Genomic DNA, 20,705 nt, shown 5'->3' on the forward strand with positions numbered 1-20,705 from the left:
CCGCGTCGTGCGGCGCTGTTACTAGAACTGGAGCAATCATGAGCGGAGTACTCGAACGAACCCTGGGCATCCTTGAGCTGCTGGCCCGTCACGCACACGGCCTCGAACTGGCCACCATCGCCGACCAGCTCAACATTCCGCGCAGCGGCGCCCACCGCCTGCTCACCGACCTCGCCCGCTGCGGCTATGTGCGCCAGGTGCGCGAGCAGGGCGACTACGTCCTTACCACCAAGCTGGTGTCCCTTGGTCTGAGCTATCTCGGCCACTCCGGCATTGTCGATATCGCTCAGCCGCTGCTCGATCAGTTGGCCGGCGTGTCGGGTGAGCTGGTCCGCCTGTCCGTGGTGGACGGCGACCGCCTGACCTGGGTGGCCCGTGCCCAGGGCGCCCGCCAGGGCCTGCGCTATGACCCGGAGATGGGCAGTGACGCGCGCCTGAGCTGTTCCGCGTCGGGCCTCGCGTGGCTGTCCACGCTCAGCGACGAGCAGGCGCTGGCGCTGGTGTCCCAGCAGGGCATCGGCCAGCCGACCGAATTCGGCCCCAACGCGCCGGCCACCGTGCAGGCGGTGCTCGACGGCATCAACGAGACGCGCCGGCGTGGCTACAGCGTGACGCTGGAAACCTACACGCCTGGCCTCAACTCGATGGCCGCGCCGGTGCGCCTGCGTGATCAGGCGGCGATCGGCGTGATCTCCATCGCCGGGCCGACGGTGCGCTTCAGCGAGGACAAGATGCACGCGCTGGCCGGCGAGCTGATCGCCACCACCGAGCAGATGGCCGCCGCCAGCGGCGCCTCGCCTTTCTTCAACATGGCGCGCCGATCCGGTGCGCAACCCATATACGCACCATGATCCAAACCGATCTGCTGGTCATAGGCTCCGGCGCCGGCGGCCTGTCCGCTGCCGTCACCGCCGCCCACCTGGGGCTGCGTGTGCTGGTCGCCGAGAAGGACGCCCAATACGGCGGCACCACCGCCTGGTCCGGCGGCTGGATGTGGATTCCGCGCAATCCACTGGCCGTCGAGGCGGGCATCGTCGAAGACATCGAGACGCCGCTGTCCTACCTGCGCCACGAGCTGGGCGACCAGTTTGACGAAGCGCGGGCGCGGACCTACCTGGAACACGGCCCGCGCATGGTGGACTTCTTCCGCCGCCACACCGCGCTGCAGTTCATCGACGGCAATGCCATCCCGGACTTCCACGGCAACACGCCCGATGCGGCGCTCGGTGGACGTTCCCTGTGCGCGGCGCCCTTCGACGGCCGCCGCCTCGGCCGGCAGATCGACCGACTCAAACCGCCTTTGCGCGAAACCACCCTATGGGGCATGGGCATCGCGTCGGGGGCTGAACTCCGGCATTTCATGAACGCCATGCGCAGCGCGGCGTCCTTCCGCTACGTGGCCGGCAAGGTGTTCGCCTACTGGCGCGACCAACTGCAGCACGGCCGCGGCATGCGCCTCGTCAATGGCAACGCGCTGGTCGCCGGCCTCGCCGCGTCGGCCTTCGAGCGCGGTGTGGAGATCCGCACCGACAGCCCGGCCCGTCGCCTGTTGGTGGAGGAGGGGCGCGTCGTCGGCGCGGTGCTCGGCGGACCGGACGGGGACGTGGAGGTGCGCGCCAGCCGTGGCGTGGTGCTGGCCTGTGGCGGCTTCCCCTTCGATGTGGAGCGCAAGAAAGCCTGGCTGCCCCACGCACCCAGCGGCCACGAGCACTGGTCGGCGGCCTCCCGTGGCAACACCGGCGACGGCCTGCGCATGGGCGAGGCCATCGGCGCCGCGCTGAACGGCCAGCTGGCCCAGGCCGCCGCCCTCGCGCCAGTGTCGCTAGTGCCCCGCGCCGACGGCAGTGTTGCGCACTTCCCGCACCTCATCGAGCGGGCCAAGCCGGGCCTCATCGCGGTGACGGCGGAGGGCAAGCGCTTCACCAACGAGGCCGACTCCTATCACGACTTCGTGCGCGGCATGCTCGCCGCCGTGCCGGCCGGCCGACCCGTCGAAGCCTGGCTGGTCTGCGACCACACCTTCATCCGCCGCTATGGACTGGGAGCCGTCAAGCCGGCGCCGATGCCGCTCCGCCGCATGCTCGACACCGGCTACCTGAAGCGCGGCGCCACGCCGGCCGAGCTGGCTCGCCAGTGCGGCATCGCCCCCGACGCGCTGGTGCAGACGCTGCAGCGCTACGGGCAGATGGCCCGCGCCGGCCGCGACGAGGATTTCGCCAAAGGCGAGACGCCCTACAACCGCGTGCAGGGCGACGCCGCCTCCGGCCTGCCCAACCCCTGCATGGCGCCGCTGGAGCAGGGCCCGTTCTACGCGGTGAAGATCGTCCCCGGCAGCCTCGGCACCTTCGACGGCCTGTGCGTCGATGCCCAGGCGCGCGTGCTCGACGGCCACGGCCAGCCGATTGCCGGCCTCTACGCCGGCGGCAACGACATGGCCAGCATGATGGGCGGCCACTACCCGAGCGGCGGCATCACCCTCGGCCCGGCCATGACTTTCGGCTACCTCGCCGCCCACCACGCCGCCGACCAGCCCCTGCTGTCTGCTGATACCGACCCCGCACCGGCATCCCGGATTCAACCCAGCTACGTTTGAAGCCCCCAAAGGAAGACCCCATGTTCTACGAACTGTCCACCATGACCCTGCCGTTTGGCACCGCCGCCCAGGCGTCCGCCAATGTGCAGGCCTTCGCCACCGCCCCCGACGCCCGCGGCGAACTGCTCGCCTGCTGGTTCACCGACATCGGCACACTCAACCAGATGATCGTGCTGCGCGGCTTCGACGACCTCGCCACGCTGCAGGCCGAGCGTGCGCGCACCCAGCTCAGCGCCAGCCCCTTCGGCTGCGGCGAGATCTTTCAGAGCCTCGAGCAGCACAGCTACCAGGGCTTCCCGTGGATGAAGCCGGTGCGCCCGTCGGCCGAGTCCGGCATCCGCGGCCCGGTGTATGAGATCCGCACCTACGGCATCAAGCCGGGCGGCGTGCAGGCCACCATCGACCTGTGGGAACAGGCCGTGCCGGCCCGCGAGGAAATCTCCCCCTGCGTGGTGGCGATGGTGGCCCTCGACGGCCCGCTGCGCTTCACCAACATCTGGGCCTACCCGACCGTCGACGCCCGCGGCAAGGCCCGCGCCGACGCCGTCGCCAAGGGCATCTGGCCGCCGAAGGGCGGCCCGGCGCACCTGACCACCGCGATGACCTCCACCATCGCGCTGCCGACCTCCGTCTCGCCGCTGCAGTGATGCCCGCCATGGAGCGTCCCTTTTCCCTTGCCTACCTGACGTCCAACACCCTGGCGCCGCCCGAGGCCATCCGCCTCGCCGCGGAGCTGGGTTACGGCTTCGTCGGCCTGCGCCTGCTCCCCAACATGGCCGGCGCGCCGCAGCAGTTCATGATTGGCCTGCCCGACGTGCTGCGCGAAACCCTCGCCGCGACGAAGGAAACCGGCGTCGGCGTGTTCGACCTGGAAATCATCCGCCTGACGGACGACTTCGAGCTCGGGCGTTGCCTACCCTTGATCGAGATCGGGGCGGAACTCGGGGCCAAAGCCCTGCTGGTGGCCGGCGACGATACCGAGCCCGGCCGCCTCGCCGCCAACTACGCGCAGCTGTGCGAAGTGGCCCACCAGCACGGCATGACCGCCGATCTGGAGTTCATGCCCTGGACGGCGGTGCCCGACGCAAAGGCCGCGCTGCGGGTCGTCGATGCGGCGGGACGGCCGGCCGGCGCCGGCATCCTCGCCGACGCGCTGCACTTCGCCCGCTCGGACACCACGGCAGACGATCTGCGCGCGCTGCCGCGGGAGTTGCTGCATTACGCGCAGATCTGCGACGCCCCCACCGGGCTCACGCTGACGGTGGAGGAAATGATCCACGCGGCGCGCTGCGAACGCCTGCTGCCGGGGGAGGGCGGCATCGATCTGCGCGGCATGTTCGCGGCCTTGCCCGCCGATCTGCCGGTCAGCGTGGAGGTGCCGCACATGCTCCGGATGGCCGAGGTCGGGCAGGTGGACTGGGCGCGTCAGGCCCTCGCCGCGGCGCGTCAGGTGATCGATCCCCGGCCCTGAACGGATGCTGCAGCGCAGCACCGAGGACGCCGGAGAACGAAGAGGAGGAAAGGCTCATTGAGCCCAACGTGGTGCGCGATTATCGAACAAGTTGTGACGGCAATCGCGCATCACCCGCATCGACCCAGTTAATTCGGACATCGCTATCGTTAATCTAGCCTCACTTCAAAGGCTGCAAAGGCAGCACCGCCCGAACGATCCGAATTGCTGCAACACACAAAAAATAGTGGAGACAACCATGCGTAGTCCTAGCGAACAAAAGCCTCACGGGACCCAGCAGACCAAGAAAGCCACCGCCAGTGGCTGGATCGGTTCCGTGCTGGAGTATTACGACTTCTTCATCTACGCGACCGCCGCGTCGCTGATCTTCCCGCAAGTCTTCTTCCCCCAGGGCGACCCCCAGATCGCCATCGTCGCGTCCCTCGCCACCTACGGCGTCGGCTACGTGGCCCGTCCCATCGGTGCTTTCGTCCTCGGTCACTGGGGCGATACCCACGGCCGCAAGCAGGTGCTGCTGATCTGCATGTTCCTGATGGGTATCTCCACCATGGCCGTCGGCCTGCTGCCCACCTATGACCAGGTCGGCCTGCTCGCTCCGATCCTCCTCGTCGTCCTGCGCCTGATCCAGGGCTTCGCAGTGGCGGGTGAAATCTCCGGCGCCAGCTCGATGATCCTCGAACACGCACCCTTCGGCCGTCGCGGCTTCTACGCCAGCTTCACGCTGCAGGGCGTGCAGGCCGGCCAGATCCTCGCCGCCGCCGTGTTCCTGCCGCTCGCCTACTTCATGCCGACCGAAGCCTTCAACAGCTGGGGCTGGCGCATTCCCTTCCTGATGAGCTTCGTCGTCATCATCGCCGGCTACATCATCCGCCGCGAAGTGGAAGAAACCCCGGCCTTCGCCCAGGAGAACAAGAAGGGTGACGTGCCCAAGGCCCCCGTCATCGAGGCCATCCGCGAATGCTGGCCCGACATGCTGCGCGTGATGTGCGCCTCCCTGATGAATGTCATCCCGGTCGTCGCCACCATCTTCGGCGCCGCCTACGCCGTCCAGCCCGGCTACGGCATCGGCTTCAGCAAGGACGTCTACCTGTGGATTCCGGTCCTCGGCAACTGTCTTGCCGTGCTGGTCATCCCCATCGTCGGCAACCTGTCCGACAAGATCGGCCGCCGTCCGCTGATCATCGGCGGCTCGCTTGGCGCCGGCCTGCTGTCCTTCGGCTACCTGTACGCCATCAGCATCCATAGCGTGCCGCTCGCCATCGTCATGTCCCTGCTGATGTGGGGCCTGGTGTACCAGGGCTACAACGCGATCTTCCCGAGCTTCTACCCGGAAATGTTCCCGACCCGCACCCGCGTCTCGGCGATGGCCATCTCCCAGAACATCGGCACCATGATCACCGCCATGCTGCCGGCCCTGTTCGCCACCGTGGCCCCCCCGGGCTCCAGCAACATCCCGATGACCGTCGGCGCCATCGCCTTCGGTGTCACCGTCATCGCCGCCATCGCGGTCTGGACGGCCCGTGAGACCTACCGTGTCCGCATGCACGACCTGGGCAACCGGGATGCCAGCCCGGTGCCGAAGGCCGAGTACGACGCACTGCGCGAGCAGGCCTTTGCCGAAGCCCGCAAGACCTCCTGGGCCTCCGCGTTCTCCATGAAGCACTAAGCCGCGCGAATCACCCAGGCAAGGCCGCAAAACGGCCACCGGACATGTCTCCGGTGGCCGTTTTCCATTAGAGCCGCAAAACAGTAGGAGGGAACCCAACCATGAAGCTTTCACGACGCCTCGGCCTCATTGTCGCCAGCGCGATCCTGGGGCTGATCGTGGTGGCCGGCGTGGCGCTGACCACGCTGCGCACCACCATGCTCGACGAACGGCGCAACGAACTGCGCACCGTCCTCATCCTCGCCACCCAGACCGTGGCCCGCTATCAGGCGCTGGAGCAGGCCGGCACGTTGAGCCACGCCGACGCCCAGGCCCGCGCCATTGAGGCCTTGGCCGCCATGCGCGACGGCAAGACCAAGTACGTGTGGGCACGCACCACCGACGGCTTCGGCCTGGTGCTGCCCAACATGAAGGACACCGGCAGGATCGACCTCGGCAAGATGCTGCCCGACGGCCGCCACGACTTCGAGCGCTACCTCGACGCCCTCAAGGGCAACGAGTTCGGCTACGCGGAAATCCTCGTCAAGAAGCCCGGCACCGACGTGGAACTGCCCAAGATCAACGGCGTCACCAAAGTCCAGGGCTGGAACTGGGTCCTCGGCTACGGCGCCTGGGTGGACGACATCGACAATGCCTTCTGGCGCCTCGCCTGGCGCTTCATCGGCCTCGGCGTGGTGGTGCTGATCGTCGTCGCCGTGCTCGCCGGCCTCATGGCACGCAGCATCTACCGGCGCATCGGCGGCGAACCCGACTACGCCGCCCAGGTCGCGCGGGAGATCGCCGCCGGCAACCTCGGCCAGCACCTCGACGTGCCCAAAGGCAGCGACAGCCTGCTCGCCTCCGTCGCCCACATGCAGGCCAGCCTGCGCGAGATGATCGACGGCATCCAGCGCGGCGCCACCGTGCTCGGCCACATCTCCTCCACCCTCAGCCGCCAGATGACGCGCATCGACGAAGCCAGCCAGCTGTCGTCCGACGCCACCTCATCCACCGCCGCCGCCATCGAGGAGCTGTCGGTCAGCATCGATCACATCTCCGGCAGCGCGCGGGAGACCGAAGACAACTCCGTGCACTCCAGCCAGGTGGCCAGGGACGGCGAGCAGATGGTCCAGCGCGCCGCCGACACCATCCAGGGCGTGTCCCAGCAGGTCAGCCAGGCGGCCCGCCTCATCGAAGGCCTGCTCGACCGCTCCTCGCAGATCGGCGGCATCGCCAGCGTCATCAAGGAGATCGCCGACCAGACCAACCTGCTCGCCCTCAACGCCGCCATCGAAGCCGCGCGGGCCGGCGAACAAGGGCGCGGCTTCGCCGTCGTCGCCGACGAAGTGCGCAAGCTCGCCGAACGCACCACCAGCGCCACCGGCCAGATCACCACCATGGTCGCCGCCGTCCAGGCCGACACCGGCTCCGTCGTCGGCAGCATGCAGGCCATCACCCCGCTGGTCGGCCGCGGCGTCGACATGGCCACGGCCGCCGCGGCGTCCCTGCGCGAGATCAGCGCCGGCGCCGAAGCCACCGTCGCCAAAGTGCGTGACGTGGCCAGCGCCACCGCCGAACAAAGCCAGGCCGGCACCAGCGTCGCCCAGCACGTCGAACGCATCGCCCGCATGGCCGAAGAGTCCGCCGCATCGGTACGGGCCGCGGACGAAGACGTGAAGCGGCTGGAAACCCTGGCCAGCGAACTGCGGGAATCGGTGGCGCGGTTCCGCTTGTAAGGTCCCGTGCCCCATCCGTGCCGTGCCCCTTAACGCTTTATGACACTTTCCCCAAAGTGTGCACAAGTACCGCAGTCCCGCCCCGCGCCGTCTTTCTCAGCAAAATTTCCGCGCTAATCTTTCCGGCCGGCCCTGCCTGGCCGGAGAGACCCCGTACGAGAGAAGACGATGACCGACGCGCAGACTTTCAATGGAATCGACAGGCTGGAACGCAGCGACGACTGGGGCGTGTACAAGACCCTGCTCGAATCGACCAAGGCGATTCCGTGGAAGATCAACTGGCAGACCAAGCAGTTCGACTACATCGGCCCACAGATCGAAAGCCTGCTCGGCTGGCCGCGGGACAGCTGGCTGGGGGCGATGGACTGGATCGAGCGCATCCATGAGGAAGACCGGGAGTGCACCGCCAACTTCTGCATCCGCCAGTCGGAGCAGGGCGTCGATCACGAAGCCGACTACCGCGCCCTGAAGGCCGACGGCAGCTACGTGTGGATCCGCGACGTGGTGCATGTGATCCGCGACGAGAACGGCGTCACCACCGACCTCGTCGGCTTCATGTTCGACATCACCGAACGCAAGGAGATGGAAGACAAGGTCCTCCAGCTCAACCGCAAGCTCGAAGCCCTGGCCAAGCAGGACGAACTGACCGGTATCGCCAACCGGCGGATGTTCGAGCAGACCATGGTGGCCGAATGGGCGCGCGCCCTGCGCAGCGGGCAGCCCCTGTCCCTGCTGCTGTTCGACGTGGACTACTTCAAGAATTACAACGACCACTACGGCCACGTGCGCGGCGACGCCTGCCTGCAGCGTATCGCCCAGGCGATCAGCGCCATGCCCGTGCGCTCCAGCGACCTGTTCGCCCGCTACGGCGGCGAGGAGTTCGCCCTGGTCCTGCCCGAAACCCCGGCCGACGCCGCCCTGCAGATCGCCGAGAAATGCCGCCAGCTCATCGCCGACCTGCAACTCCCCCACGCCATGTCCCCCACCGGCAGCGTCACCCTCAGCGTCGGCCTGTGCACCATGGTGCCGGACAGCAGCGGCGACCACGTGGCCATGATCGAGCGCGCCGACGAAAAGCTCTACCGGGCCAAGCGCAACGGACGCAACTGCGTGTGCGCGTAAGCGCAGCTTGAATGCAAAAACGTCTGGCGCTCCCGATGGAGTCGCCAGACGCTAGGGACTACGACGGCGCCGCATTGTTAATTCAATGCGGTCCCGGAATCCTGACTGTCCACGCCCTGCGACACACCATCTTCCGGCATGTCCGTCTGCGGAGCGTTGGCGTTGGCCGCTTTGTTCGCAAGCTTCTCGCGACGCTTTTCTTCCTGTTTCTGCTTCTTGGCCAGATCTCGCTGGCGCTTTTCGAACTGGTAGTTTGGCTTAGCCATGATGGCTCCTCCTGAAGGCCCAGTCGGCCGAATGGACAACGAAGTCCCATGCGGACAGACGGGCGTGTCCGATACGTTTTAACGGCGTTGTGCCCGCGGAGCGTGTGGCGTGCGGCCCTCGATGTGGCGGAACGTGATCCGGCCCTTGCTCAGATCGTAAGGGGACAGTTCAAGCGAGACCTTGTCGCCGGCCAGCACGCGGATATGGTTCTTGCGCATCTTGCCGCCGCTGTAGGCTACCAGCATGTGTCCGTTATCGAGGGTGACGCGAAAGCGCGAATCCGGCAGCACTTCCATCACAACACCTTGCATTTCAAGCAAATCTTCCTTGGCCATAATCGTTTCTCCTGGGGTAAATAAGGTCAAGCCCGAAAGAAACGGGGCTCAGGGGTAATGCTCATTCGGTCGGCGCAAAGCCGTAGTAAGAACCGTAGGGCGACGGCTCCGGTTCATAGGCCGCAACCTTGATTGCGTCCGCCAGCGTGATCTGGTTGGTGAAGCCGTCGATCCCGCCGGCCTCCCTGAGCCAGCGCTCTTCCACCTCCTGGTCGCTCAAGCCATGCAGATCGAGGTTCCTGTCGAATCGCTCAGAGCGGTATTCGAAAGCCGTGTCATGGGCAATGAACAAGGTATGGGGGCAGGCGGTGATGAGCGTCTCGTCAACCGGATCCGCACCCATCACCCGCGTGCCGCAGAACGGACAATGGACGGGGGTGTAGTAGAAAGTCCTCAGCTCGGTTCGCTGGATGGCATTGGTCATGCTGTTCTCCATGTCGTTGAAACGGCGTGCGTTGAAGGCCGCTCGCGCGCCGTTTGCGTCTCATCGCAGGGGCTGGATAAACGATGAAGGTCGGCATGAGACAGACCGGCCAATTCGCGACGACCCGATTGAGGCATCGGGTGCCACCAGGCATCTCCGCAGGGCAGGGCGGCAATGCTCGCGTCGGAGCAAGGGCATTCGAGCCGTCGCTCTGTGCTGCGCTGGAGTGATGGATTTCTTGCTGAAGCTGCATGGAATTCAGAATGATCCGATTCCACGCCTGTGCCGACCATCAAGTCGGCACAAGAGCTTGCAAGCGGCTGATAGGACTCAACCGCTTTTGAGACAGATGCCGGGAAAATCAGGCGATCTGGATGTTGCTGGCTTGCTTGCCCTTCGGGCCGGCCGTCACGTCGAAATTGACGCGCTGACCTTCGGTCAGGCTCTTGAAACCCGAGGATTGAATCGCGGAAAAGTGGGCGAAGAGGTCATCGCCGCCGTCGTCGGGCGTAATGAAACCAAAACCCTTGGAATCGTTAAACCACTTCACGGTACCTGTAGACATATCTTGAATCTCCGAAAAATTACGGGGCATAGCCCCTGAATGGGGCGAGATCAAGAGGGCGAGGTAAAAATGGGGGAATGCTGCCGCAGGACTGCGGATACTAGACCAACAAAATCACGACACAACTAGAAATCGCTGCGTTTCACGATACGCACTATTCGACGACATAGCAAACTAAATCTGAAAATAAAATCATCCCGGGCGCCCTTCCCATCTCCCTCGCCTTCACCCTCCGCGGCCATGATCGAGCGCGCTTTACGCGCAGATAACGCGATCCCGCCCGAGGTGCTTGGCCTCGTAGGCCGCTTGATCGGCCCGCCGAACAAAGGTCTCCGCCGTGTCATCCGCTTTCAACTGGGTAACGCCGACGCTGAGCGTACTGCCATGGGCTACTGCGCCGGCTTCGTTGCCGTTGAATTGCCGCCACTCCTCGACCAATCGCGTTGCGGCGGAGTGCGCCGCGGCCGCATTGGTCTCCGGCAGGATCACGGCAAACTCGTCACCGCCAAAACGAAACAGATGGTCCGCCTCGCGCTGCCATTGGCGCAGGTACTCGGCAATCAGCCGCAGGACGCGGTCGCCTTCCTGATGCCCATGGGTATCGTTGATCTGCTTGAAGTAATCAATGTCAAACACCATCAGCGACAGCGGATGAGCGTAGCGCGCGGCCCGCGAGATCTCATTGTCGAGCACCTCATGAAACCGGCGCGAATTGTAGAGCTGTGTCAGATCGTCGATCCAGCTGAGCGCCTTGAAGCGCTCATTGCTCAAGTGCAGGGCCGTCTCGGCCCGCCGGCGTGCCGTCACATCCTGCAAGGTTTCGATCGCACCGATGGGCGTGCCATGCACGTCGCAGATGCGGGCGGCCGTGAAATACAGCCAGCGCCCCTCTTTGCCAAAGTCGGGAAAGAAGTCCTCGGCCTCATAGGTGCCGGGGATTGTCGAAGAAGGCCGGAACTTGCCGTGGTAAAGCGCATCGACCTGATTGTTCGCCGCGCCATCGAGGACCAGATCGGCCATGACCATTCGGTCGCAGGCGTAGAACGCCTTTCCCTGATCCTTGGTGCCGATGATGGCACGCGCAGATACGCCGGTCAGAACCTCACACGCCATATTCCAATGAATCACGCGGTGTTCGCTATTGATCAGGAAGCAAGCCACGGGAAACGCGTTCAGCACCGACGCCAGGATCTGCAGCAACTCCTCACTGCTGTGTTTGCTGTCGAAGCGTTCCGTCAAAAGAGAATGCAAAAGCATAGGGCGAATGTGAAGTTAGTACGGCAAATACCCACGTGTTGCTGTGATTTTACCGTGCGGGGCGCGCTTTTAGAATTAACCGTGATTGCATGGGTAATTCTCGCCCTTCGTCCTCCGCAAAATTAATAGCATTGGCATTTCCTTTTTCTGTCGGCACTCCGGATCACGCCGGCACACAAGGATATGCCTGCATGCAGAACGCCATCGTCATTGTGGTCGGCAGCGTGGGGATTGCCTCTTCGTTGCAGTATGAACTCCAGCTCCTGGCACGCGTTGTTGCACAAACCGCCAGTCCCGACGGGTCGGCTCCGGGCATGAGGATAGCTGCAGATGAGGCCCTCTGCGGTGTCCGCGGCGATGGCGCCCACGACACCAAGGCCTGCGCGAATTTGCGCAACAAGGCCGTTGCCAACGAGACTGACTGGATTGCTGCCTTAACGCTGGTTATATTTCGGGCAGTGTAAATCTGGGGTAGGTACATGCGTGCCAAGCTGGCAGGGTTAGTGGTGTTTGCTCTTTCGGCGGCCTTGACCGTCGTTCTTTTCCTCAATGCGCTGGAAGCAGAGCGGAACAACACCCGGCTTGAATTCGGACAAGCGGCCGCAATCCGGATAAATGCTCTACGCACCGAGGTGCAAACCACGCTTGAGGTGCTGGCACTTGTGTCGCGACATTTGGAGCTGGTGCGAGGAGGAACCCTGAAGGGCTTTCAGCACTATGTGGCACCGATGCTTGCGCAGCATCCTTATTTGCAAGCCGTCGGATACAACCCTCGGGTCTCCGGCATTGAGCGTGCGGCGTTCGAAAGAAAATCGCGCGATGAATATCCCGATTTCCGTATCAGTGAGTCTTTGGGGCAGGGCAAGTTCGTGAATGCAATCGAGCGGGACACGTTCTATCCCTTTCTCTATGCGGAGCCAGTGACCCAGAACCGGGCTGCCATCGGATTCGATGTGGCAATGGAGACACGCCCGAATCCACGTTTTCCGCGGCGAGTGGCAATCAATAAGGCAGTCGAAAGCAGCAGCATCGCGGTGACGGAGCCGATTTCGCTGGTATTGAGCAAATCAACCGGCCAGACGGGGGTGATTGCATTTTCGCCCCTCTACCGCGATGACATTCGCGGGCAGGCTCGCCTTTTCGGCTTCGCCACGCTCGTGATACGCGTGGGTGACATGCTGCTCTGGTCCCAGCGCATGGCCGAGGCGCGGGGCTGGAAACAGGTTGCCCTGTCCCTTCAGGACGTTTCGGAGCCGGTACCGCTTGAGATGTACAGCGCAGCGGACAAGAGCCCTTCCCCCCTTTCCCACGAAGAGTTCATCGACGTGCCGGGGAATAGAAAATGGCGTGTCGTCGCAACGCCGCATGCGGGGTCGTTCAGCCTGGCCCCTGGCCGGGGCGAACTGACCCTGCTCGGGTCTGGCATCGCCTTGAGCGCCATGCTCGGTGTTCTTGCCTACACGATCGTCGGACAGTCCGATTCCATCAGGCGGCAGGTCCGCGAGCGCACAGTGGAGTTGGCGCAAGCCAATGGGCAATTGCAGGATGAAATCAAGTTACGTCGCGATTCGGAGAATCGGCTGCGCCAAGTGATGACACTGCAAAAAGCCGTCCTGTCGAACGCGGGGTACGCCATTATCGCGACCGATCGGGAGGGCACAATCCGGGTGTTCAATACTGCCGCCGAAAAGATGCTGGAATATTCTTCAGCCGAGGTGATCGGGCAGATGCTTCCGTCAGTTTTTCATGATCGGGAGCACCTCCCGGACAATGACGGCACGCGTTTCAAGACAATCGTCTCGCCATTGGACAGCGTCGGATCCGATCAATCGGTGGAGCAGGAAGTCACCTACTGGACCAAGTCTGGGAAAGGAATCCCGGTCATGCTCTCCATATCGAGCATGATCGATGAAACAGGCGAGCGGGTCGGCTACATTGGCATCGCCCACGACATATCCATGCACAAGGCCGCACAGGCGCGTATCAACCATCTGGCGTTGTACGACGCCCTTACGGATCTGCCGAACCGCGTACTGTTGCTCAAGGAACTCCACCAAGCCATACAGAACGCCAAACGTTTCGAGTGCCACGTGGGCGTGCTGTTCGTCGATCTGGACCGGTTCAAAAACATCAATGATTCATTGGGGCATCACGTGGGGGATGCGCTGTTGAAAGAAGTGGCTGATCGACTCCGATCCTGCTTGCGAGGTGGCGACCTGGTTGCACGGATGGGGGGCGATGAATTCGTCGTAGTCATCACAAGCATGGAGCGCCTGCAAGACTCCTGCGACGTCGCCGCACGGATACTGGCCAGCGTCAGCGCGCCAATTCAAATCAAGGGGCATAACTTTGTAGTGACGCCCAGCATCGGTATCGCCGCCTATCCCGACGACGGCACGGACAGCGGTACGCTGATCCAGCATGCGGACACTGCCATGTACAGTGCCAAGGAGTTGGGACGCAACAATTACCAGTTCTTTACGCGAAACATGAATCAGCTGGTATCGGAGCGCTTGCGCACGGAAACGCGCATTCGCGAAGCACTCCGGGACTCTCGCCTCGTCCTCCACTACCAGCCTCAGTTCGATCTCCGGACACGTCAATTGATTGGCGCTGAGGCGCTTGTGCGTATCACTGAGAACGGCGTGCTGATTCCGCCTGGCCAGTTCATCTCGGTGGCAGAAGAAAGCGGGCTGATCCTTGAGGTGGGGAAGTGGGTATTGGAGGAGGCGGCGCGACAAAGTCAAACCTGGGTTCAGCAAGGCCTGAACGTGGTTCCGCTTGCCATCAATGTGTCCGCACGCCAGTTCGAGCAGCCCGGCTTTGCAGAGTCCATCCAGGCGCTGCTGGAAAAATCAGGTCTCGCCGCCAACCTCCTGGAAATTGAACTGACGGAGAGCGTTGTGATGAAATTCGCCGAAAAGGCCGAGAACGCCCTGTGGGCATTAAAAAAAATCGGGCTGCGGATCGCAATAGATGATTTCGGAACAGGCTTCTCCAGCCTGTCCTATCTGAATCGCTTTCCCATTGATCGACTCAAGGTCGATCGTTCGTTTGTGGTTGGTCTTGAATCCGGGACCGAAGAGAACTCCATCGTTCCTGCAATCATCAGCCTTGCCCACCAACTGAAGATGGAGGTCGTGGCGGAAGGCGTAGAAACAGATCGCCAGGCTGATTTACTGTTGGGATGGGACTGCGACGTGATTCAAGGGTATCTACTGGGCCGTCCCCTGACTGCTCACGAAATGGAAAAGCGACTTCCTCACCGCAAAATTTCTGATGCAGACACGCTCCGGGCAGGGCATTCGAGCCTCTGATCTGAACTGTCGATCAACCTTGATTCAACCATCCCGCCCCGCCCATGCCTCTTGAATTCACCCTCCGCAGCGCCCAGCCATCCGACGCTCCGGCCGTGGCCGACCTGATCGGCGGTCTCGCCCATTACTTCCTCGCCGATCCCGCCGCTGCGGAGGCGGGGCCCTTCCTGGAGAACTTCTCCATCGACGCGGTCGCCCGCTGCATCGCCGACCCGGCCATCGACTACGTGGTGGCCTGCGTCGGAACCGAACTGGTCGGCGTCGCCGCGCTACGTGGCCAGACCCACGTACACCACCTGTTCGTCCGCGCCGACCTGCACGGGCAAGGCATTGCCCGCGGCCTGTGGCAGCGCCTCAAGGCCAACGCCGGCGACACCACCCACTTCACGGTGAACTCATCCCTGTACGCCGTGCCCACGTACGCAGCCTTCGGCTTCGTACCGACCGCGGAAGCGCAGGCCCGGAACGGGGTGCGCTATCAACCGATGGCGCTGCAGGCAGCCTGAGCACAAGATTGCTGACACGTCCGAGCCCGGAGCGAAGTGCTCGACCCTCCGATTTGAACTGTCGAAGCCCGGACTTGAACTTGTTCAGCTCAGACTTGAACTGGAGATTCCCGGACTTGAACTCGAGATTCCCGGACTTGAACTTTTGATGCGGCGAGCTGAGCTCGAGATGCTCAGAGATGAACTATCGATGCTCAGAGGGAAGCTCTTGATGCTCGGAGGGAAGCGGGGTCAAGTCGGACGGAAGCTGGCTCAAGTCTGAGGGAGGCCGGCTCAACGTTGATTTGAACTTGCTCAGTTCGGAGCCGAGCAAGTTCAAATCGAAGCATCAAAGGCAGGGCTCAGAGGGAAGTGAACGCGGCTGGGAGGGAAGTGGGGTCAGCGTGGAGTGAGCTGCACTGCGTGAAGGTAAGCATTCACCCCCGCCTACTACTGCTTGAGGGGTATGGGGTCTTTCAGGCGGCTGCGTGCTGCGCACGGATCTCCTCCGGCACCAGCGAAGGGGGCGAAGTGCCGGCGAGCCAGGCGCTGAGGGCCTGGGTCATGTAGTCGAACACGTTGCGTCCCTGCAGCCGACAGGTCTGCACCGCCGAGAAGGTGTGCTCGATGAAGCGTAGCCCTCGTCCGGAACGCGTGAAGTAGGACAGCTTGCGCCGGATGACGAATCCACGCAGAGCCCGTTCAGCGGCATTGTTGGTGGGCGCAACGGCCGGGTCGTCCAGGAAGTGCCACAGCGCCGGCCACAGGGCGAGCAGGTTCCGGCAGGTCTTGGCGGTGCGCGAGCACGAGCTCTGGTCTGCGGCGGCCTGTAACTGGGTACGGATTCGCTTCTGCAGCCAGCCGTAGTGTGCCGCCGGCGCACCGGCGCCTCGCCAACGGAACAGCGTGAAGCCGTAGGCTTCGAGCCGCCGACCGATCCGTCCGGGCAGGCCTTGGCGCAGCCCGATCCGTGCAAAGTCACGCAGCAGGTGCGACCAGCAGACTTGGCGCTGGGAAGAATCGATCCAGGCATAGCCGGCATAGCGGTCGCTGACGATCATGCCTTGCGGCTCTTTGCCCAGAAGTGCCTGAGCGGCAAGCTTTCCGCGCGACGGATCGACCCGGAAGCCCGCGCCCCACGGCGTGACCTGGGCCCACAGCCACATCAGGGACGTGTGGCTCTGGTGCGAGGTTTCGTCCGCGTGGCGCACGGGCGCGCGTGCAATCTCGAGGTGCAGTTCCCGTACTGGCGCGGCCAGGGCCTGCGCCACATGGCCGTGGGCTTGCGAGATCGCCCCAAGACTGAAGCGAACCCCCATCACCTGCCCGAGCAGATCCCGGACCTTGGCTTGCGAGAGGTGGAACTGCCCAGCCAGCGTCCCCACGAGGGCGAGCGCCCGCGGCCCCAGCTGCCCACGCGGCACACCCGTGGGTAGGGCGCCGTGGTTCCGGTGACCGCAGCCCGTGCAGCAGCCCCGCTCGCGCACATACTCGGTGATCTCGGCGGTAAGCGCAGGCACCTCGAACACCTGGTGCCGGATCGGCTTGCCCTCGTCGGGCACAACTGCCGCACCACAGTTGGGGCAGGCCTCGGGCGGCGCACAGCGCACTTGCCGGTCCACCTCGTCCGGGGCCAGCATGGCCCGGAAGCTGCCCTTATGGCCCGCCTGGCCACCGAGGCTTCGTCCGCTCTTCTTTCGGGTCTTGCGCGGGAGCGCTCCGGGACCGTCACCGGACGGGGGCTTGGATGAATTGCGGGAATTGACCTTCAGTTGCTCTTCGAGTCGCGCCAAGCGCTCCAGCAGCGACGCGATCACCGCGTGGCACGCCTCGACCGTTGCGGGAAGCGGTGGCTCACTGGGCGGCGGGTCTGAAGGAGAGGACGGCTTCATGTCATGTGCGTTTTATCACAAGACAGGCTGCCTCGGGGGGAGTGTCACAACCGGGGGGCTGAATGGTTACGCGTGAAGAGCGCCGATGGTTGGGCATTGAGGTCAGTGGGCGCAGTGTTTTGGGCGGTGAGCTCTGATCGGCCTACCGGCATCGCGTCTGGCGGTTGAAGTGCGTGGAGAAGTCGGTAGTGATTCAGATAATCCAAAGCTCCGTACGGAAATGCCTCTCCCAAGCTTCCAGATTCGTCACCGACAGCCGTGACGTTGCTGCCGCGAGCAGGAACGTGGCCTCCGGCAACGCACGATTTGCAGCCGAAGAATGGAGAAATAGACGGATTGCCGATAAGGCGTCGTCTTCATGTTTCGGTTGTTCTGGCATGGCTGACGTGCTGTGGGTTTTACGATTTCAGGCGGGGCGGTTGAATTTGTGTTGTGGTTCTCGGGTGAGAGACGAGTAACGGCTGCCGACCCGATACCGCCTTTGAGCTTTGAGGAAAGCTGTCGTTCAACGTGTAGGTAACAGCCGCGCAAGGCGGTTCGTTCGAAGAGCGCCCCGCTTTCGGTTGTCCGGCTAACCGGAAAGTTAGGAGTCATACGCGCGATACATCTTGAATTTCGCGCCAAAACTGCAATGCACTGCCGGTTCTCATTGCAGTATGACGTCGCAACGCTCTTGAAATCACCGATCCATAGGGGCTCGAACAGGTCTCTGCGAGCCGACGTGGTGCCCCTGCCAGAATTTCATCGCGTGAGAACGTGGGCACCCTATTTAGCATGATAGCTAGCAGAAGTAGCCCTACATGGTATATGTCCGTTTGTCGCGATACAGGGCCAAATTCGGTGGGGTTGATTGCCTCGGGTGGCAGCATCCATTGGGCCATCATGGTGCCAAAGATGTCTATATCAGACTCCAATCTTGATATTCCAAGATCGCCTACTTTAAAGGACCAGACTGGATCCTTGGTTGGCACCATTCGGTCAATGCTCTGTGAAACAAATACGTTCCCCGGGTGGATGTCTTTATGCACATAGCCGTTTGAGTGCATGTATGAGACGCCCTGCAGTACATCCCTAGCGATATATGGGATCCACACGGTGTTATCTTGGTAGTTACCTCCAATGATCTCCCCTAAGGTGAAGCTGCAGCGCTCGATAATTATGTAAAAGGTATCTCTGTACTCAAATGCTCTATGTACATACGTAATGTTCGGATGCCTGAGGGTAACTAGCTTGTTCAATTCCTCAAGCCAGATCGACTTGACTTGTTCGAATGTGCGACCTTGAGGGACTAGAACTTTTGCAACCAGCGAGTTATTCCATTCATCAACGCATTCGTAGGCAGTTCCGAACGCACCCTGGCCAATCTGTTGGCCCATATAGTAAGTGCCCCCCTCGACGGTGATACCTTCGCCGGTCGCTGGCGGAGTAAATACTCTCAGTGGAGTAGGCTGTGCGTTAAGTGTATTCACAATGATCTCCCTGATTGCTAACGTCTTAATTCACCAGACCTGCGCGGTTTTTCGCGTAGGTCCGCTCGACTGCAGAGTTATGCGTCTTTGGCCAACCGATTACCTGAATGGCAACGGCCTCCCGATTGAAGCAGGCGCTTATATCACCCCAAGCTTCTTGAACTTCTTAGTAATGCGATCAAAGCCGGATGACTTCTTGAACTTGACCAGGAGACGACCACCCTTGTCGGTTTTCATCTCCGAAATCTTCACGCGGGCATGTTCGGGCAGACGATGAATGTTTGGAACGGCGTACCAAGCGCCGACCTTCTTAACCAGCCCAGATTTCTCCATGGACTCTAGATCGAGCGGCTGCGCCAACTTCTTCACCTCGGCTCCAACCTTTCTCAGATCGGAGGCAAGTGCATTTAGGTCAGGCTTTTTCATCGTTCAATCTCCGGTAAAAGGCCGCATGAGGCGGTTCGTCACGACAGTGGTTAGGCCGAGTTTGTTCTTGATGCACGTTGAATTTCCAGTGCTCTCGTCATACCTGACTTTGTAAGTGCAACAAGGTCGGATGCGCTATACAGGTTTAGCGAGACGAGCCCCTTCTTTTCAAGGCTATGAACTATGTTTAAAACCTCAGGAATGGTTAGGAATTACAGGAAAATGGGCGTAGAGGTTCTTGAACGCGCGCAAGTGTATCGGAGGGGGCGACGAAGCAATGTTCTGGAACGCAAATCCCGTCTGACCCATGTATTGTTCGAAGTTCATTCATCCGGATTTCTCCGTATTTATCTCGGTTGTACGAGAGGTCGTGAGCAATAAATGCTTTTTCGATTGCATCCTCGCAGTTTTTTGCAAGAGCTTCATCAGTCTCTTTGTTCGGCGCAAGTCTGTATATCCATGCCCGTATATTGGAGATAGCCTCTTGTGGGAGAGGGATTAATATCCATTGGATGTTATTTGAATCGTTGCTCATGACTTAATGTATTTTTAAAAGTTCATTGCTGAGTGGTTGCTATTAATGCCTAATTTTGTTTTCTGGGGGCAGTTCTGCCGCATAACATCGGAATGCCGGATAACGCGGTCGGCAAGTTATTGTTAAAAAAAAGAAAACTACGCACAATGAAAAATAACACGACAGGGAAAGTAGCAGCCAACAGCATCGTAGTGTGGTTAGATTTATTTGGCATGTTTGCCAATGGCATTCCGCCATCCCCGAATAGCCGTTAACTACATCTGGCCGACTCCTGCAGTCCATTGTTGGTCATACAGGAACATCCTCGCAGCGGAGCAATTCACAATTTTCTGCTCTGGCAGACTGCATGAGAGTTTGACGATTTCGCCATTCATCCCCGTCACCAACCTCCCTTGACGCTCCCGCAACACCCAGCCGATACTCCCGCCCGTCGCTGAGACAACAGCGATCAGGTTTGGCGACCTGCTGAAAACAAGGCGGATAGTGAGCCGCGTTGCGGCTTTTTTTGTCCGTGCGCCCTTGGTGCGTCCATGATCAATGGCGGGCCGGGTGGGGAGGGCTTCGGCCCTGCCGGTTCCTTGTTTCCGGTTCGCCAACCCTGCTTTGGCCCGCCCCCCGTTTGGCGACGGGGAGCGGAAAGAGTCCCAAACAAGGAGTCCGCACCATGGTTGTTTCCACCCTGGCGTGCGTCGGTTCGCACGCGTCCATTCTTAATGCCGTCGTAATTGTTCCGCTTCTTCCGCGCCGGGCGCGGGGCGAGGGGAGGGCGCCGCGATGAATACGCCGCTCAGTTTTCCCGCGCCGGCGGGGCCGTTCTACCGGCTGGCCGAGGAGGCCAATGCGCTGGCCATCGTCGATCAGCTTTCCGCCCGTCAGGTGCAGTTGCTGTCCTTGCTCGCCATGACCTATGGCGATGCGGGGGATGCCTTCCGGCGCATGAGTCCGACGCTGCAGGACAATTACCTGTGGGCGTGCTCGATGCTGGCCCAGGAGATGCGGGATCTGTTCGAGGCGCTGCGGGCGGCTGAGAGGACGTCCTGATCGGTCGGAGCCCGGACGCGTTCCGGGCTCCCGCGTTTTCGTGGTGGTGGTGAGGATTTGCGGTGGGTGGGGCTTGCCGGCTTGATGTCATAATCGCGCGGGATCAAAACCGATGTTGCCGAGAG

General features: G+C 62.2%; 19 protein-coding genes. 11 read left to right on the forward strand and 8 right to left on the reverse strand.

Translation table 11 applies throughout. The features are described from left to right. Positions 1–38: 38 nt before the first annotated feature. From AC1PQG_RS04060 to AC1PQG_RS04090, 7 genes are all read left to right on the forward strand, one after another. A complete protein-coding gene (locus AC1PQG_RS04060) occupies positions 39–851 on the forward strand; it encodes an IclR family transcriptional regulator (protein WP_481121378.1) in 813 nt (270 codons plus the stop codon). Further along, positions 848–2,593, forward strand: coding sequence for an FAD-dependent oxidoreductase (locus tag AC1PQG_RS04065; protein ID WP_481121379.1), 1,746 nt, complete (start codon positions 848–850; stop codon positions 2,591–2,593). The genes AC1PQG_RS04060 and AC1PQG_RS04065 overlap by 4 nt, the downstream gene beginning before the upstream one ends. A 20-nt stretch (positions 2,594–2,613) precedes the next feature. After that, a complete protein-coding gene (locus AC1PQG_RS04070) occupies positions 2,614–3,240 on the forward strand; it encodes an NIPSNAP family protein (protein WP_481121380.1) in 627 nt (208 codons plus the stop codon). Positions 3,241–3,248: 8 nt separating this feature from the next. Next, entirely contained in the window at positions 3,249–4,064 is an 816-nt protein-coding gene (locus AC1PQG_RS04075; protein ID WP_481121381.1) for a sugar phosphate isomerase/epimerase family protein, read from the forward strand. Positions 4,065–4,302: 238 nt separating this feature from the next. Next, positions 4,303–5,730 carry an MFS transporter gene (locus AC1PQG_RS04080; RefSeq protein WP_481121382.1) on the forward strand — a complete coding sequence of 476 codons (1,428 nt, stop codon included), beginning with the start codon at positions 4,303–4,305 and terminating at the stop codon, positions 5,728–5,730. Between the two features lie 101 nt (positions 5,731–5,831). Next, entirely contained in the window at positions 5,832–7,445 is a 1,614-nt protein-coding gene (locus AC1PQG_RS04085) for a methyl-accepting chemotaxis protein (protein ID WP_481121383.1), read from the forward strand. Between the two features lie 168 nt (positions 7,446–7,613). Further along, complete coding sequence (locus AC1PQG_RS04090; protein ID WP_481121384.1) at positions 7,614–8,567, forward strand: GGDEF domain-containing protein; 954 nt, start codon at positions 7,614–7,616, stop codon at positions 8,565–8,567. Positions 8,568–8,644: 77 nt separating this feature from the next. Here AC1PQG_RS04090 and AC1PQG_RS04095 read toward each other — a convergent pair whose 3' ends face one another. From AC1PQG_RS04095 to AC1PQG_RS04115, 5 genes are all read right to left on the reverse strand, one after another. Continuing rightward, complete coding sequence (locus AC1PQG_RS04095; protein ID WP_481121385.1) at positions 8,645–8,833, reverse strand: hypothetical protein; 189 nt, start codon at positions 8,831–8,833, stop codon at positions 8,645–8,647. 78 nt (positions 8,834–8,911) lie between these two features. Continuing rightward, positions 8,912–9,169: a translation initiation factor IF-1 gene (infA, locus tag AC1PQG_RS04100; protein ID WP_481115519.1), complete on the reverse strand. Its 258-nt coding sequence runs from the start codon at positions 9,167–9,169 to the stop codon at positions 8,912–8,914. 61 nt (positions 9,170–9,230) lie between these two features. Next, positions 9,231–9,593, reverse strand: a complete 363-nt coding sequence (locus AC1PQG_RS04105) for a hypothetical protein (protein WP_481121386.1) — start codon at positions 9,591–9,593, stop codon at positions 9,231–9,233. A 361-nt stretch (positions 9,594–9,954) separates the two neighbouring features. Next, positions 9,955–10,158 carry a cold-shock protein gene (locus AC1PQG_RS04110; protein WP_481121387.1) on the reverse strand — a complete coding sequence of 68 codons (204 nt, stop codon included), beginning with the start codon at positions 10,156–10,158 and terminating at the stop codon, positions 9,955–9,957. Positions 10,159–10,413: 255 nt separating this feature from the next. Next, a complete protein-coding gene (locus AC1PQG_RS04115) occupies positions 10,414–11,397 on the reverse strand; it encodes a sensor domain-containing diguanylate cyclase (RefSeq protein WP_481121388.1) in 984 nt (327 codons plus the stop codon). A gap of 209 nt (positions 11,398–11,606) precedes the next feature. On the opposite strand from AC1PQG_RS04115, the gene AC1PQG_RS04120 reads away from it, so the two are divergent. The 3 genes from AC1PQG_RS04120 to AC1PQG_RS04130 are packed head-to-tail and all read left to right on the forward strand — an operon-like array spanning position 11,607 to position 15,238. Further along, entirely contained in the window at positions 11,607–11,879 is a 273-nt protein-coding gene (locus AC1PQG_RS04120; protein WP_481121389.1) for a hypothetical protein, read from the forward strand. Positions 11,880–11,894: 15 nt separating this feature from the next. Further along, complete coding sequence (locus AC1PQG_RS04125; RefSeq protein WP_481121390.1) at positions 11,895–14,732, forward strand: bifunctional diguanylate cyclase/phosphodiesterase; 2,838 nt, start codon at positions 11,895–11,897, stop codon at positions 14,730–14,732. Between the two features lie 44 nt (positions 14,733–14,776). After that, a complete protein-coding gene (locus tag AC1PQG_RS04130) occupies positions 14,777–15,238 on the forward strand; it encodes a GNAT family N-acetyltransferase (RefSeq protein WP_481121391.1) in 462 nt (153 codons plus the stop codon). Between the two features lie 455 nt (positions 15,239–15,693). Here the strand turns inward: AC1PQG_RS04130 and tnpC are convergent, their stop codons facing one another. The 3 genes from tnpC to AC1PQG_RS04145 all read right to left on the reverse strand — a co-directional run bounded on the left by tnpC (position 15,694) and on the right by AC1PQG_RS04145 (position 19,004). Further along, positions 15,694–17,109, reverse strand: coding sequence for an IS66 family transposase (gene tnpC / locus AC1PQG_RS04135; protein WP_481120182.1), 1,416 nt, complete (start codon positions 17,107–17,109; stop codon positions 15,694–15,696). Between the two features lie 590 nt (positions 17,110–17,699). Further along, positions 17,700–18,578, reverse strand: a complete 879-nt coding sequence (locus AC1PQG_RS04140) for a protein kinase family protein (RefSeq protein ID WP_481121392.1) — start codon at positions 18,576–18,578, stop codon at positions 17,700–17,702. Between the two features lie 138 nt (positions 18,579–18,716). Continuing rightward, entirely contained in the window at positions 18,717–19,004 is a 288-nt protein-coding gene (locus AC1PQG_RS04145) for a hypothetical protein (protein ID WP_481121393.1), read from the reverse strand. A gap of 1,309 nt (positions 19,005–20,313) precedes the next feature. On the opposite strand from AC1PQG_RS04145, the gene AC1PQG_RS04150 reads away from it, so the two are divergent. Continuing rightward, positions 20,314–20,580, forward strand: a complete 267-nt coding sequence (locus tag AC1PQG_RS04150; protein ID WP_481121394.1) for a hypothetical protein — start codon at positions 20,314–20,316, stop codon at positions 20,578–20,580. Positions 20,581–20,705: the final 125 nt, after the last annotated feature.

It is taken from the genome of Zoogloea sp. GDB6, from assembly GCF_056724105.1.

Excerpts from the sequence above, each read along its gene's own strand:
- AC1PQG_RS04150 (WP_481121394.1), top strand. The coding sequence starts at position 20,314 with ATGAATACGCCGCTCAGTTTTCCCGCGCCGGCGGGGCCGTTCTACCGG.
- AC1PQG_RS04070 (WP_481121380.1), top strand. The coding sequence starts at position 2,614 with ATGTTCTACGAACTGTCCACCATGACCCTGCCGTTTGGCACCGCCGCC.
- AC1PQG_RS04120 (WP_481121389.1), top strand. The coding sequence starts at position 11,607 with ATGCAGAACGCCATCGTCATTGTGGTCGGCAGCGTGGGGATTGCCTCT.
- AC1PQG_RS04060 (WP_481121378.1), top strand. The coding sequence starts at position 39 with ATGAGCGGAGTACTCGAACGAACCCTGGGCATCCTTGAGCTGCTGGCC.
- AC1PQG_RS04075 (WP_481121381.1), top strand. The coding sequence starts at position 3,249 with ATGGAGCGTCCCTTTTCCCTTGCCTACCTGACGTCCAACACCCTGGCG.
- infA (WP_481115519.1), bottom strand. The coding sequence starts at position 9,169 with ATGGCCAAGGAAGATTTGCTTGAAATGCAAGGTGTTGTGATGGAAGTG.
- AC1PQG_RS04095 (WP_481121385.1), bottom strand. The coding sequence starts at position 8,833 with ATGGCTAAGCCAAACTACCAGTTCGAAAAGCGCCAGCGAGATCTGGCC.
- AC1PQG_RS04105 (WP_481121386.1), bottom strand. The coding sequence starts at position 9,593 with ATGACCAATGCCATCCAGCGAACCGAGCTGAGGACTTTCTACTACACC.
- AC1PQG_RS04125 (WP_481121390.1), top strand. The coding sequence starts at position 11,895 with ATGCGTGCCAAGCTGGCAGGGTTAGTGGTGTTTGCTCTTTCGGCGGCC.
- AC1PQG_RS04065 (WP_481121379.1), top strand. The coding sequence starts at position 848 with ATGATCCAAACCGATCTGCTGGTCATAGGCTCCGGCGCCGGCGGCCTG.
- AC1PQG_RS04085 (WP_481121383.1), top strand. The coding sequence starts at position 5,832 with ATGAAGCTTTCACGACGCCTCGGCCTCATTGTCGCCAGCGCGATCCTG.
- AC1PQG_RS04130 (WP_481121391.1), top strand. The coding sequence starts at position 14,777 with ATGCCTCTTGAATTCACCCTCCGCAGCGCCCAGCCATCCGACGCTCCG.
- AC1PQG_RS04110 (WP_481121387.1), bottom strand. The coding sequence starts at position 10,158 with ATGTCTACAGGTACCGTGAAGTGGTTTAACGATTCCAAGGGTTTTGGT.
- AC1PQG_RS04090 (WP_481121384.1), top strand. The coding sequence starts at position 7,614 with ATGACCGACGCGCAGACTTTCAATGGAATCGACAGGCTGGAACGCAGC.
- AC1PQG_RS04080 (WP_481121382.1), top strand. The coding sequence starts at position 4,303 with ATGCGTAGTCCTAGCGAACAAAAGCCTCACGGGACCCAGCAGACCAAG.
- AC1PQG_RS04145 (WP_481121393.1), bottom strand. The coding sequence starts at position 19,004 with ATGAAAAAGCCTGACCTAAATGCACTTGCCTCCGATCTGAGAAAGGTT.
- tnpC (WP_481120182.1), bottom strand. The coding sequence starts at position 17,109 with ATGAAGCCGTCCTCTCCTTCAGACCCGCCGCCCAGTGAGCCACCGCTT.